Here is a 13378-nt window from a genome sequence, read left to right as displayed (position 1 = left end):
AGTGTGCCAGCGCGAACCGGTGCTGGCTATCGGCGAACGACCAGATACAGACCGACCACCATCATGATGCCGGCGGGCCAGTGACCCAGTTCGCTCAGCGGCCCACCGGTCGCCAGCACCGCGCCGCCTCCCAGGTGAGCGGCGCCCAGCAGGCGCAACAGCCAGTCGTCCTTGCGCCGGTGCCACGGGGGCGCCGGATCGTGGGCGTGGGGTTGGGACATGCGTTCGAGCAGGTCGCGGGTCATGTTGGCCAGGTGCGGGAGCTGCTCGAACTGGCTTTGCACGTTGCCCAACAAGGTTTTGGGGCTCACGCGTTCGCGCATCCAGCGTTCGAGGAACGGTTGGGCGGTGTTCCACAGATCAAGGTCCGGGTACAACTGGCGGCCAAGGCCCTCGATGTTCAACAGGGTTTTCTGCAACAGCACCAACTGTGGCTGGACTTCCATGTTGAAGCGCCGCGCGGTCTGGAACAGGCGCATCAGTACCTGGCCGAAGGAAATATCTTTTAACGGTTTTTCGAAGATCGGTTCGCACACGGTGCGGATCGCCGCTTCGAATTCGTTGAGCTTGGTCTCGGCCGGCACCCAGCCCGAATCGATGTGCAACTGGGCGACGCGACGGTAGTCACGCTTGAAGAAGGCGAACAGGTTGCGCGCCAGGTAGTCCTGGTCTTCGGGGGTCAGGCTGCCGACGATGCCGCAGTCGATGGCAATGTATTGCGGGCTCCACGGCTGCACCGTGCTGACGAAGATGTTGCCCGGGTGCATGTCGGCGTGGAAGAAGCTGTCGCGAAACACCTGGGTGAAGAAGATTTCCACGCCGCGTTCGGCGAGCATCTTCATGTCGGTGCGCTGGTCGGCCAGGGTCGCCAGGTCGGTGACCTGGATGCCGTAGATGCGCTCCATCACCAATACTTTCGGCCGGCACCAGTCCCAATAGACCTGCGGCACATAGAGCAGCGGCGAGCCTTCGAAGTTGCGGCGCAGCTGGCTGGCGTTGGCGGCCTCGCGCAGCAGGTCGAGTTCGTCGTAGATGGTTTTTTCGTAGTCCTGGACCACGTCCACCGGGTGCAGCAGGCGGGCATCGGCCGACAACCGCTCGGCGGCGCGGGCGAGGATGAACAGCCACGCCAGGTCCTGGGCAATGATCGGCTTGAGGCCCGGGCGGATGACCTTGACCACCACTTCTTCGCCGCTCTTGAGTTGGGCGGCGTGAACCTGGGCGACGGAGGCCGAGGCCAGGGGCTCGACGTCGAAGCGGCTGAAGACTTCGCTGATCTTCTTGCCCAGTTGTTCCTCGATCAGCGCCACCGACACCTTGGAATCGAACGGCGGCACGCGGTCTTGCAGGCGCATCAGTTCATCGGCGATGTCTTCGGGCAACAGGTCGCGACGGGTCGAAAGGATCTGCCCGAACTTGATGAAAATCGGCCCCAGGTCCTGCAAGGCCAGGCGCAGGCGCGCACCGCGACTCAGGTCCAGCGTTCGCCGGGGAAACCAGCGCCATGGCAGCACGAAGCGCAGGGCCAGGAGAAACCAGGGCAGCGGCAGGGCGAACAGCAGGTCATCGAGGCGGTAGCGGATCACGACGCGCTGGATGCGCAACAAACGGCGGACGGCAAGCAGCTTCATGCGTTATCGCTTGGTTTCAGGGATCGGGAAAGGCGCTCGAAACGCGCCTCGAGACGTTCCAGGTCAAGTTTGATCTGGTCCAGTTCATTAAAACGGGCTTGTGCTTCGCGTTGGCCTACGAGGGTACGCGATTCTTCGGCCAAATATTCACTCAGATTCTGCCCCAGGCTGGCGAACCCCTGCCGATACCAGCGGCTGCGGCTGCGCAAATGGCCGCTGAGCAATTGGGTCGCCACTGGACCGATCCAGCGGGACACTTCGTATTCCCAGTCCAGCTCCAGGTCCTGGAGAATCGCCGCCAGCTCCAGCAGTACGCCGCTGTCGCCGTCGAGCTCCACGTCGGGGCTGTGCAGCACCGCGGTCTTGTCCTTGCCCAGGGCCAGGTTCAGCAGGCTCGACGCCGGGGCGCGCAGCGTGCAGTCGGCCTCGGCCTCCCAATGCGCGGCGAGCATCAGGCCTTCGTCGCTGGGCAGGATGAACAACCGCAACGCCGGGCTGCGGCAGTCGACGGCGATCACCTTGCCGCTCAAGTGTGCCAGGCGCACGAGCGCCGTGCTGTCCAGGCGCAGCACCCGGTTGAGGCCGAGTTCGACGCTGGCGAGCAGGCCGGTGAGCAGCATCAGGGTTTGATACCGCGGTGCAGGGCGACGATGCCTGCGGTCATGTTGTGATAGGTCACGCGGTCGAAACCGGCCTCGACCATCATCGACTTCAGGGTTTCCTGGTTCGGGTGCATGCGGATCGATTCGGCCAGGTAGCGATAGCTTTCCGAGTCGTTGGTGATCAGCTTGCCCATCAGCGGCATGAAGGCGAACGAGTAGGCGTCATAGGCCTTGGACATCAGCGCGTTGGTCGGCTTGGAGAACTCCAGCACCAGCAGGCGGCCACCAGGCTTGAGCACCCGCAGCATCGAGCGCAGGGCATCTTCCTTGTGGGTGACGTTGCGCAGGCCGAAGGCGATGGTCACGCAGTCGAAATGGTTGTCGGGGAACGGCAGCTTTTCAGCGTCGGCCTGGACGAACTCGACGTTGCCGGCCACACCCAGGTCCAGCAGGCGGTCGCGACCGACCTTGAGCATGGATTCGTTGATGTCGGCCAGCACCACCTGGCCGGTCGGCCCGACGATGTGGGAAAACTTCTTCGTCAGGTCGCCCGTGCCGCCGGCGATGTCCAGCACGCGATTACCGCTGCGCACGCCCGACAGTTCGATCGCGAAACGCTTCCACAGGCGGTGCATGCCGCCCGAGAGCAGGTCGTTCATCAAGTCATACTTGGCGGCTACGGAGTGGAAAACCTCAGCGACTTTTTCCGCTTTCTGGCTTTCCGGCACGTTCTTGAAGCCGAAGTGAGTGGTGGGTTCGGCATCGCTGCCTTTGCGCTGATCAGTCATATCGCGGTCACCAAAAAAGAATGCGGGACATTCTAATCCCGGTAGAGGGCTTTGTCTTGGCAAGGCTGAAGGTAAGATGGGCGACCGCCGGGACGTTTTGACGCAGCCAGGGTCTGAAACGTTCAGGCAAGTCCCGATAAAACAGGAGTCACCTGATGGCCCGTATAACGGTTGAGCGTGCCCATGGCTTGGGCAAGGAAGCGGCGCGAGAGAAAGCCGACAAGCTGGCGCAGAAGCTGTCCGACAGCTATGGCCTTGAGCCGCAATGGGAGGGCGACACCCTGAAACTCAAGCGTTCCGGAGTCAAGGGCGAAGTGCATGTGGGCGAGGACTCGATCCGCGTCGACGTGGAGCTGGGCATGTTGATGTCGGCCATGAGCGGCACGATCAAGACGGAAATCGAAAAGGCGCTGGATAAGGCGTTGGCCTGATTGGTTGAAAGGGTGGGTGAAATGCATGACTCAAGTTCACCACCAATCCACTTGTGGGAGCGAGCTTGCTCGCGATTGCATTGTTTCAGTCACATCAAGGTTGGCTGACACTCTGCCATCGCGAGCAAGCTCGCTCCCACAAGAGGGCGTCACAGCCTTTGAGATTTGTGTCAGTTGTTAGGGTGCCGTTTCTAATTATTGTCACTACTTTGTGCCTGAGCCCGACCGTGTGCGGGCAGTTCCTCAAACCATTTTCGAGTGAGGTGCACCATGGCCAAAGTTATGCTGAAGAAAAAAACCGACGTTGAATCTTCTACGCTCAGCGACGTGAAAACGTACGCGCGCAAGATCTGGCTGGCGGGCCTGGGCGCCTACACGAAGGTCGGCAAGGAAGGCAGCGAGTACTTCCAGGAGTTGGTAAAGACTGGCGAAGTTATTGAAACCAAAGGCAAAAAGAAAATTGCCGGAAAACTTGAAGCGGCCAACAGCGAATTGATTGAAGCCAAGAGCGACGTCAATACTTTCAAGGCCCGGGTTGAAGTACAACTCGATAAAGTCGAGAAGGTATTCGATGCCCGTGTTGCAAGTGCCTTGAATCGTATCGGCATTCCGTCTAAACATGACGTTGAGACACTCTCTGCTAAGCTCGATGAGCTGACAGCATTGCTCGAACGTGTCGCGCGTAAACATTAAGGAGAACGGGATGGCTGGCAAAAAAATCACAGAAAAAGAGGGCAGCTCGTGGGCCGGGAAGATTGAAAAATATTCCCGCAAAATCTGGCTTGCTGGTTTAGGCGTGTACTCGAAGATCGACACTGACGGCAGCAAGCTCTTCGAGTCCCTGGTTAAGGACGGCGAAAAAGCCGAAAAACTCACCAAGACGGCAGTCGGCAAACAAGTCGATGCAGCCAAGGACTCTGCCGAGTCCGCCAAGTCGCGAATCGGCGGCGTGAAGGATCGTGCGCTGGGCAAATGGGATGAACTGGAAGGGGCTTTCGACAAGCGCCTGAACAGTGCGATCTCGCGCCTGGGTGTGCCGAGCCGTAATGAAGTCAAGGCACTGCACAGCAAGGTCGACACCCTGACCAAGCAGATCGAAAAACTCACCGGGGCCAAAGTCGCCCCAGTGGCGACCAAGACTGCGGCGGCCAAGCCGGCCGCTAAAACGGCGGCCAAGCCACTGGTCAAGGCTGCGGCAAAAACCGCTGCCAAACCTGCGGCGAAAGCAGCGGCCAAACCTGCGGCTAAAACGGCTGCGGCCAAGCCTGCTGCCAAGGCGGCGGCGAAACCGGTAGCCGCCAAACCTGCGGCCAAAGCGGCAGCCAAGCCTGCGGCCAAGCCCGCGGCTAAGACGGCAGCAGCCAAACCGGCAGCGAAACCCGCCGCCAAGCCTGCGGCAAAAGCGGCGGCCAAACCTGCTGCGGCGAAAAAACCGGCCGTGAAAAAACCGGCCGCGCCGAAAGCCGCTGCACCGAAGGCGCCGACCGCGGCCGCCAAACCGGCAACCGCGACGAGCACGGCGAACTCCGCCGCAGCGCCGACCCCGGTCGCCACGCCAACTCCAGCGCCGGCTCCATCGACGCCTACCACCCAGTCCTGATTTCTGCGGGACATGCAAAAACGCCCGGCCTGTGAAGGTCGGGCGTTTTTGTTTGTACGCAGGTCAACCTGTGGGAGCGAGCTTTGTGGGAGCAAGGCTTGCCCGCGATGAAAACGCCGCGGTCTCTTGAGGACCGCAGCGTCTGGATCGCGAGCAAGCTTTGCTCCCACAAGCTCGCTCCCACAATGGATCTGCCACTGTCGGTGGTTAGTCGTGTTCTTCCAGGTAGCGCAACGCCAGTTGCTCAGTCGCCACCTTGGTCGCAGGCGGCAGGTGTGGGGCCACCAGCATCATGATCTGGTAGACCACCAGCCGAACCTCGCCCTCGCGATCGAGGATCCGCTGGTAGTCCAGGGAGAACAGCAAGGTCATGGTGATCTGCTCCACCAATTGTCCCAGGGCCTGGGTATCGCTGACCAGCAATCCCTGGGCCTTGAGCTGCGCCAGCAGTGAGGCGAGGGTGCGCTTCAGGGCGTTGAGCAACTGGCGGATGCCCTTGGCCAGTTTCGGCAGGCGCCCGGCCAGGTTCGACAGGTCCTGGAACAGAAAGCGGTACTGCGCCAGGCGCTCGACGATCAGGTGCAGGAACAGCCAGTAGTCTTCCGGCGCCAACTGCACGTCCGCCGGAGGGTCGAGCAGCGGTGCCAGTTCGCCTTGGAAGCGCTCGAACAGCCCGAGGATCAGCGGTTCCTTGCCGTGAAAGTGGTAATAGAGGTTGCCCGGGCTGATGCCCATTTCGTTGGCAACTTCCATGGTGGAGACGTTCGGTTCGCCCTTTTCGTTGAACAATTGCAGGGCACATTCAAGGATGCGGTCGCGGGTTTTCATCCGGTCTTCTTAATGATCAAGTCGTGCCACGGCCAATCGCCTGGCCGTGGGGTAAGGCCTTCAGCGCACGCGAACATAAGTGCCGGGAGCTGCGTCCAGGGGCGGGTAGTTCGCATTGCCCAAGGTCATCTGGGTTTCGTGCTGGGCGCCGGAACGTTCCTGGATCCAGCCCAGCCATGGGGTCCACCAACTGCCTTCGACGTGCTTGGCGTCGTAGTACCAGGCCCGTGGGTCGCTGCTCAATTTTGCGCTTTCGATGAAGTTGGCCTTGGGGTTGCCCGGCGGGTTGAGGATGCTCTGGACATGGCCGCTGTTGGAAAGCACGAAGCGTTTTTCGCCACCCAGCAACAGGGTCGAGCGATACACCGCGTCCCATGGCGTGATGTGATCATTGATGCCGGCCACACTGAAGCTGTCCACCGTCACTTTTTGCAGGTCGATGGGCGTGCCGCACACTTCCAGGCCGCCGGGATGGGTCAGTGGGTTGTGCTTGAAGAAGTCCAGCAGGTCGCCGTGGTAAGCCGCCGGGAGGCGGGTGCAGTCGTTGTTCCAGTAGAGGATGTCGAAGGCCGGCGGCTCCTTGCCCAGCAGGTAGTTGTTGATGAAGTAAGTCCAGATCAGATCATTGGGGCGCATCCAGGCGAACACCCGGGCCAGGTCGCGGCCATCGAGGATGCCTTTCTGGTAGGAGCGGCGCTTGGCGGCTTCGAGGGTCTGCTCGTCGATGAACAGCGTGGCCTGGCTATCGATCTGGCTGTCCAGCAGGCTCACCAGGTACGTGGCACTGGCGACCCGGCGTAGCTGGCGCTTGGCCTGCAGGTGGCCTTGCAAGGCGGCGATGGTCATGCCTCCGGCGCAGGCGCCCATCAGGTTGACCTCGCGGGCGCCGGTGATCGCCCGGCAGACGTTCATGGCCTCTTCCACGGCCTCGACGTAGCTGGACAGGCCCCATTCGCGGTGGCGTACGTCAGGGTTGCGCCAGCTGATGATGAAGACCTGCAAACCATTTTTCAGGGCGTACTGGACGAAGCTGTTGGAAGGGCTCAGGTCGAAAATGTAGAACTTGTTGATCTGCGGCGGCACGATCAGCAACGGCTTGGCGTATTGCTTTTCGCTCATGGACCGGTACTGGATCAGCTCGAGCAATTCGTTGCGAAACACCACCGCGCCGGGGGTCGTTGCCAGGGTCTTGCCGACTTCAAAGGCATGGGGCGTGGTTTGGCGCGGCAACCCATCGTTGTGCAGCAGGTCGTCCACCAGATGGCTGAGGCCTCGAACCAGGCTGGTGCCGCCGGAGTTGAACAGTTCCTTGACCGCCAGCGGGTTGAGCAAGGTATTGGACGGTGAAACGGCGTCGTTGAGCAGGGCGAAGGCGAAGTGGGCGCGGGCGCGGTCATCCTGGCTCATGGTGCTTTCGTCGATCCAGCTCGTCACCTGTTTCTGCCAGCTCAGGTAGGCCTGCAGGCTGCGGCGGTAGAACGGATTGAGCTGCCAGGTGGGGTCGGCGAAACGCTGGTCGTTGGGGTTGGTGGGGTGCAGGGTCTCGCCCAGCAGCACTCGGCCCAGTTGACCGCCCAGCTTCAACGCATGCCGGGCACTGTGCACCGGGTTGCGCAAGCCGTGTACGGCAACGCTGCGCAAGGTGGACAGCAGGTCCCTGCCACGCAGGCCGGTGACCGCACTTTGTGCGTTGATGAAGCTGGCAGGGGCGGGCACGGAGCCCTTCGCCGGTTTGTCGCGCATGAGTCAACTCCTTCGTCATCAGGCTAAAAACAAACACACCGAACCAGACAACATAGTCGCTGTTTCGGGTCGCTGCGCGGTCCGGCGTCCTGCCAGGCGCTAATGGGCGGTTTCAGCCGCCCAGCGGCGAGGGATGCGGATGCATCACTGCACGCTGACGTTCTTCCTCCAGGAATTTCATGATGATCGGCGCCACCGCCTCGGCCCGGGTGATCAGGAACAGATGGCCGTCATCGATGATGTGCAATTGGGCGTTGGGAATGCGCCAGGCCAGCATGCGCATGTTGATCAACGGGATCAGCGGGTCGTCGTCGCCGGCCAGCACCAGGGTTGGCTGGTGGATCTTGTGCAGCCAGTGGATGCTGGTCCAGCCCAGGCCGGCGAACAGTTGCCAGTAATAACCGAGCTTGCCCGCCGAACGAACCTTGGCCGCATGGCTGGCGGCCAGGCTCGGGTCGCGACGGAACGAACCGCCGTAGATCAGTGGGGCGATGCGCATCACATGGGAGGGCTGAACGTAACGCCGGGGGCTGGCCATCATCCACAGCACCTTCGGTTTGCCCGGCACCATCACCGCCCCGGCCGCCGTGGCCGCCAATACCAGCTTCTTGCAGCGCTCGGGGTAGTCATAGGCGAACTGCTGGGCCAGGGCGCCCCCCCAGGACACGCCGATCACGTTGACCTGCCCATAGTCGAGATAGTCGAGCATCCGCGCGGTGAGTTTGGCCAGGCCGGGAAAGCGATACGGCCGGTTGGGCGTCGATGAACCGCCGACACCGGGCACATCAAAGGCGATGACTTCCAGGTCCGGGTCCAGGGCCTCGATGAACGGGAACACCAGCTCGAGGTTGGCGCCGATGCCGTTGAAAATCAGCAGCGGCGTCAAGTGAGGCTTGCCGGGACGTACCGCGGTGCGCAAGGTCTGGCCATCCAGATCGACGGTACGGAAGATGTACGGTTGCGGCATGCTTCAAGCCCTGTGGGTTGGGTCGCTGTCTTTCATTTTTCCCCTATCCCCTGTGGGAGCGAGCTTGCTCGCGATTGCGATGTGTCAGCACATACAGGTGTTGAATGTGCCGCCGTCATCGCGAGCAAGCTCGCTCCCACATGGGATCTGCTGTGAACATGAGTTTTATGTTCGCCAGCGCTGTGGGCCTTGCATTCAGTGTCGGCTGGCGGGATGTATTCGTGAGCAAGCCCACCCCCGCAGCAGACGAGTTGCATCCATTACCGCTCATGCACATAAGTGCCGGGCGCCGCTTCACCGGCTGGGTAGGCCTTGTTGCCCAGCGCGGTCGGGGCTTTTTTCAGTTTGCCCGAGCGCTCGGCTTGCCAGCCCTGCCAATGCAACCACCAGGAGTCGGTGTGCTTGGTTGAATTTTCCTGCCAGTCCTCGGCCTTGGCCGGCATGTCATCACTGGTCATGTAGCGCGACTTGGGGTTGCCTGGCGGGTTGAGGATGCTCTGGATATGCCCGCTGCTCGACAACACGAACTCCACCTTGCCGCCAAACAGCTGCGCCGACTTGTAGCAGGACTTCCATGGCGTGATGTGGTCGTTGGTGCCGGCCAGGGAGAAGATGTCGGCGGTGACCTGCTTGAGGTCGATGGGCGTGCCGCACACTTCCAGTGCATTGGGGCGGATCAATGGATTGTTCTTGAACATTTCGATGAGGTCGCCGTGGAACGCCGCCGGCAGTCGCGTGGTGTCGTTGTTCCAGAACAGGATGTCGAACACGGGCGGCTCGTTGCCCAACAGGTAATTGTTGACCCAATAGTTCCAGATCAGGTCGTTGGGGCGCATCCAGGCGAACACCTTGGCCATGTCGCGGCCTTCGAGTACACCGGCCTGGTAGGAATGGCGCTTGGCCGCTTCCAGGGTCTGTTCGTCGACGAACAACGCCACGTCGGTGTCCAGGGTGGTGTCGAGCACGCTGACCAGCAGGGTCAGGGCATTGACCTTTTTCTCGCCCAGGGCGGCGTAATGGCCCAGCAGTGCGGTGCAGGTGATGCCGCCCGAGCAGGCGCCAAGCATGTTCACGTCCTTGCTGCCGGTGATGGCCGTGACCACGTCCACTGCTTCCTTGAGCGCCTCGATGTAGGTCGACAGGCCCCACTCGCGCTGTTCCTTGGTGGGGTTGCGCCAACTGACGATGAAGGTCTGCACGTTGCTGCGCAGGCAAAAGCGCGCCAGGCTCTTGTCCGGGCTCAGGTCGAATACGTAGAACTTGTTGATCTGTGGCGGCACCACCAGCAGCGGCCGCTCGTGGACCTGCTCGGTGATGGGCCGGTACTGGATCAGCTCCAGCACGTCGTTGCGAAACACCACGGCGCCTTCGGTCACGCCCAGGCTCTTGCCGACCTCGAACGCACCCATGTTGACCTGGCTCGGCATCCCGCCGTTGTGCACCAGGTCCTTGGCCAGGTGGGACAGGCCGTCCAACAGACTCTTGCCGCCGGTTTCGAAGAAGCGCTTGACCGCCGCCGGGTTGGCCGCCGAGTTGGTCGGGGCCATGGCTTCGGTCATCAGGTTGATCACGAAATGCCCGCGGCTGATGTCCGCCGGCGAGAGGTTGCTGTCGTCGATCCAGGCATGCAGCTCCTTGCGCCACGCCAGGTAGGTTTGCAGGTAACGTTTGTAGAGGGGGTTCTGGCTCCACGCCGGGTCGGCGAAGCGACGGTCATCGCCGGCCGGTTGCAGTTCGGATCTGCCGAACAGGACATTCTTGAGTTCGACACCGAAATGGGCGACGTGCTTGACGCTGTGCAGCGGTTGCTTGATGGCCTGGGTCAGCACCATGCGGGCAGAGGCCAGCAGATCTTTTCTGCGCAAGCCGACGACGGGATTCAACCCCAAGGTATTTTCCGAGGCTTGATACTTCAGGTCATCGTTGTTCTTGTTGCTCATCTACGACGCTCCATTGTCCTTCAGACGAGTACCCGGATCGTGCCATGAAGCCACACGGCCAATACCAGGTACGCTGCTCGGGTGACCATTAATTCCGCATCGAGGGCCAATGAGGAAACGTGTGCCAGGAACTCGGCAGTTCCTTTGCAGGTAACTTGCCAGCTCCATTGGTTACCCGAGTTTAATTTTTTTCGCAAGCAGGCCAGTCATTGACGTTGCTGCGCGGGCATTCAAGCAGATGAGTCTAGAAAATTCGCCCTAAAGCGCCAGCCCTTGAGCTAGAGCATCAATTTGACGACGGACTCGTTCGGATCGCGGGTTTTTCCGGCGGCCTTGAGTTCACCAAGATAATCGTTCCACAAGTCTTCCTGACGCACCGCCAGCTGGTAAAGATAGTCCCAGGTGAACAGCCCGCTGTCGTGGCCGTCGTCGAAGGTCAGTTTCAGTGCGTACTGGCCGGCCGGTTCGACCTTGGTCAGGGCAACGTTGAGCTTGCCGTATTGCAGGATGGGTTTGCCGTGGCCCTGGACCTCGGCGGAAGGCGAGTGCACCCGCAGGAATTCGGCGGGCAGGTGATACTCCTCGTCCGGCGCGTATTTGAGCGTCAGGGTCCTGGAGGCTTTGTGCAGGTTGATGGCGGTGGGGAGTTTGGTCATGGCCTGTGATCCGTCTCGGAAGGATGCCTTGATCTGCAAAAACGACACGGTCCATGTGGGAGCGAGCTTGCTCGCGATAGCGGTTCGACAGTCAACACATGGGTTGAATGTTATGCCGCCATCGCGAGCAAGCTCGCTCCCACAGGTCCCGGGAAACCTGTCAGTGATTTACAGGATATACCGCGACAGGTCTTCGTTCTGCGCCAGCTCACCCAGGTGACTGTTGACGTACTCGGCGTCGATGAGGATCGGCGTTTCGTTGTGGGCGCTGGCCAGGTCGCCGGCGCTGAACGAGACTTCCTCGAGCAAGCGTTCGAGCAGCGTGTGCAGGCGCCGGGCACCGATGTTCTCGGTCTTCTCGTTGACCTGCCAGGCGATCTGGGCCAGGCGCTTGATGCCTTCCGGGGTGAACTCGATGCTCAGGCCTTCGGTCTTGAGCAGCGCGCAATACTGTTCGGTCAGGGAGGCGTGGGGCTCGCTGAGGATGCGTTCGAAGTCTTCCGGTGTCAGCGCCTTGAGCTCGACACGGATCGGCAGGCGACCCTGCAGCTCCGGCACCAGGTCGCTCGGCTTGCTCAGGTGGAACGCACCGGAGGCGATGAACAGGATGTGGTCGGTCTTGACCATGCCCAGCTTGGTGTTGACCGTGCAGCCTTCGATCAGCGGCAGCAGGTCGCGTTGTACACCTTCGCGGGACACGTCGGCACCGCCGACATTGCCGCGCTTGGCGACCTTGTCGATTTCGTCGATGAACACGATGCCGTGCTGCTCGACCGCCTCCAGCGCCTTGGCCTTCAACTCTTCTTCGTTGACCAGGCGACCGGCTTCCTCATCGCGCACCAGTTTCAGCGCTTCCTTGACCTTGAGCTTGCGGTTTTTCTTCTTGCCCTTGCCCATGTTGGCGAACAGGCTCTGCAACTGGTTGGTCATCTCTTCCATGCCTGGCGGCGCGGAAATATCGACGCCGGCCATTTCGGCCACTTCGATCTCGATTTCCTTGTCGTCCAGCTGGCCTTCGCGCAGGCGCTTGCGGAACAGTTGGCGGGTGTTGGAATCCTGGGTCGCGGCGGCGTCGGCGTTGAAGCCCATGCGCGCCGGTGGCAGCAGGGCGTCGAGGATGCGCTCTTCGGCGGCGTCTTCGGCGCGGTGGCGGACCTTGGTGATTTCCTGTTCGCGCAGCAACTTGATGGCGGCATCGGCCAGGTCACGGATGATCGACTCGACGTCGCGGCCGACATAGCCGACTTCGGTGAACTTGGTGGCTTCGACCTTGATGAACGGCGCGTTGGCGAGTTTGGCCAGGCGACGGGCGATTTCGGTTTTACCGACACCGGTCGGGCCGATCATCAGAATGTTCTTGGGGGTCACTTCGACGCGCAGTTCTTCGGGCAGTTGCATCCGGCGCCAGCGGTTACGCAGGGCGATGGCGACGGCGCGCTTGGCATCGTCCTGGCCGATGATATGGCGGTTGAGTTCGTGGACGATTTCGCGGGGAGTCATGGACATAATAATAGGTGGTCCTCAAGCAGGAATGGGCCGTGGCGTGGGTCGCCTGGACAGGCTTATTCCGCGAGGTCCTGCTCCTCAATGGTCTGGGTGTGGTTGGTGAAGACACAGATGTCGCCGGCAATGCCCAGGGCAGTCTCGACGATCTCACGGGCCGACAGGTCGGTTTTTTTCAGCAGGGCGCTGGCCGCAGCCTGGGCGTAGGCTCCGCCGGAACCCATGGCGATCAGGCCATCCTCGGGCTCGACGACGTCGCCGTTGCCGGTGATGATCAGCGAGGCGTCCTTGTTGGCGACCGCGAGCATGGCTTCGAGGCGGCTCAGGGAGCGGTCGGTGCGCCATTCCTTGGCCAGTTCCACGGCGGCACGGACCAAGTGGCCCTGGTGTTTCTCAAGCTGGCCTTCGAAACGCTCAAACAAGGTGAAGGCGTCGGCAGTGGCCCCGGCGAAACCGGCGATGACTTCGCCGTGATACAGGCGGCGGACTTTCTTCGCGTTGCCTTTCATCACGGTGTTGCCCAGTGAAACCTGGCCGTCGCCGCCCATGACGACTTTGCCATGACGGCGGACTGAAACGATGGTGGTCAAGGGAGAGTCTCCACGCAGCGGGGCGAAAATGCCCGGATGGAACTCATATGGGGGTGGCGTGGGGTTTTTCAACTGCGGGGGTGCAGAGGGGACGAGTGG

The 13378-nt window shown here is 61.5% G+C and carries 13 protein-coding genes; 3 read left to right on the top strand and 10 right to left on the bottom strand.

All coding sequences use genetic code 11. The annotated features are described in order from the left end of the window. Positions 1-26: 26 nt before the first annotated feature. The 3 genes from ubiB to ubiE are packed head-to-tail and all read right to left on the bottom strand — an operon-like array spanning position 27 to position 3021. Positions 27-1631, bottom strand: a complete 1605-nt coding sequence (gene ubiB, locus LQ215_RS19840) for a ubiquinone biosynthesis regulatory protein kinase UbiB (RefSeq protein WP_230152203.1) — start codon at positions 1629-1631, stop codon at positions 27-29. Further along, positions 1628-2251, bottom strand: a complete 624-nt coding sequence (locus tag LQ215_RS19835) for a ubiquinone biosynthesis accessory factor UbiJ (protein ID WP_230152202.1) — start codon at positions 2249-2251, stop codon at positions 1628-1630. Before LQ215_RS19835 ends, ubiB begins: the two co-directional genes overlap by 4 nt. Further along, on the bottom strand, positions 2251-3021 hold the full coding sequence (gene ubiE / locus LQ215_RS19830; RefSeq protein ID WP_003196937.1) for a bifunctional demethylmenaquinone methyltransferase/2-methoxy-6-polyprenyl-1,4-benzoquinol methylase UbiE: 771 nt from the start codon (positions 3019-3021) through the stop codon (positions 2251-2253). The genes LQ215_RS19835 and ubiE overlap by 1 nt, the downstream gene beginning before the upstream one ends. A 155-nt stretch (positions 3022-3176) precedes the next feature. Between ubiE and LQ215_RS19825 the strand changes: the two genes are divergently transcribed. The 3 genes from LQ215_RS19825 to LQ215_RS19815 all read left to right on the top strand — a co-directional run bounded on the left by LQ215_RS19825 (position 3177) and on the right by LQ215_RS19815 (position 5052). After that, positions 3177-3452, top strand: a complete 276-nt coding sequence (locus LQ215_RS19825) for a polyhydroxyalkanoic acid system family protein (RefSeq protein WP_063323320.1) — start codon at positions 3177-3179, stop codon at positions 3450-3452. 270 nt (positions 3453-3722) lie between these two features. Then, positions 3723-4145 carry a phasin family protein gene (locus tag LQ215_RS19820; protein ID WP_230152201.1) on the top strand — a complete coding sequence of 141 codons (423 nt, stop codon included), beginning with the start codon at positions 3723-3725 and terminating at the stop codon, positions 4143-4145. 10 nt (positions 4146-4155) lie between these two features. Then, positions 4156-5052, top strand: coding sequence for a phasin family protein (locus tag LQ215_RS19815; RefSeq protein ID WP_230152224.1), 897 nt, complete (start codon positions 4156-4158; stop codon positions 5050-5052). Between the two features lie 207 nt (positions 5053-5259). Here the strand turns inward: LQ215_RS19815 and LQ215_RS19810 are convergent, their stop codons facing one another. From LQ215_RS19810 to hslV, 7 genes are all read right to left on the bottom strand, one after another. Next, positions 5260-5880, bottom strand: a complete 621-nt coding sequence (locus tag LQ215_RS19810) for a TetR/AcrR family transcriptional regulator (RefSeq protein ID WP_230152200.1) — start codon at positions 5878-5880, stop codon at positions 5260-5262. A 60-nt stretch (positions 5881-5940) separates the two neighbouring features. Further along, the gene (gene phaC, locus LQ215_RS19805; protein WP_230152199.1) at positions 5941-7623 is read right to left on the bottom strand and encodes a class II poly(R)-hydroxyalkanoic acid synthase; all 1683 of its coding nucleotides are present in this window, start codon (positions 7621-7623) and stop codon (positions 5941-5943) included. 112 nt (positions 7624-7735) lie between these two features. Next, positions 7736-8590: a poly(3-hydroxyalkanoate) depolymerase gene (gene phaZ / locus LQ215_RS19800; protein ID WP_230152198.1), complete on the bottom strand. Its 855-nt coding sequence runs from the start codon at positions 8588-8590 to the stop codon at positions 7736-7738. A gap of 260 nt (positions 8591-8850) precedes the next feature. Beyond that, positions 8851-10530 carry a class II poly(R)-hydroxyalkanoic acid synthase gene (gene phaC / locus LQ215_RS19795; protein WP_230152197.1) on the bottom strand — a complete coding sequence of 560 codons (1680 nt, stop codon included), beginning with the start codon at positions 10528-10530 and terminating at the stop codon, positions 8851-8853. Positions 10531-10808: 278 nt separating this feature from the next. Then, a complete protein-coding gene (locus tag LQ215_RS19790) occupies positions 10809-11186 on the bottom strand; it encodes a gamma-butyrobetaine hydroxylase-like domain-containing protein (RefSeq protein ID WP_018606686.1) in 378 nt (125 codons plus the stop codon). A gap of 168 nt (positions 11187-11354) precedes the next feature. After that, a complete protein-coding gene (gene hslU, locus LQ215_RS19785) occupies positions 11355-12692 on the bottom strand; it encodes an ATP-dependent protease ATPase subunit HslU (protein WP_230152196.1) in 1338 nt (445 codons plus the stop codon). A 56-nt stretch (positions 12693-12748) separates the two neighbouring features. Next, a complete protein-coding gene (gene hslV / locus LQ215_RS19780; RefSeq protein WP_003196958.1) occupies positions 12749-13279 on the bottom strand; it encodes an ATP-dependent protease subunit HslV in 531 nt (176 codons plus the stop codon). Positions 13280-13378: the final 99 nt, after the last annotated feature.

This window comes from Pseudomonas brassicacearum (assembly GCF_918698105.1).
Classification (GTDB): domain Bacteria; phylum Pseudomonadota; class Gammaproteobacteria; order Pseudomonadales; family Pseudomonadaceae; genus Aquipseudomonas; species Aquipseudomonas brassicacearum_F.
This window is presented reverse-complemented; position numbering and strand designations above follow the sequence as displayed.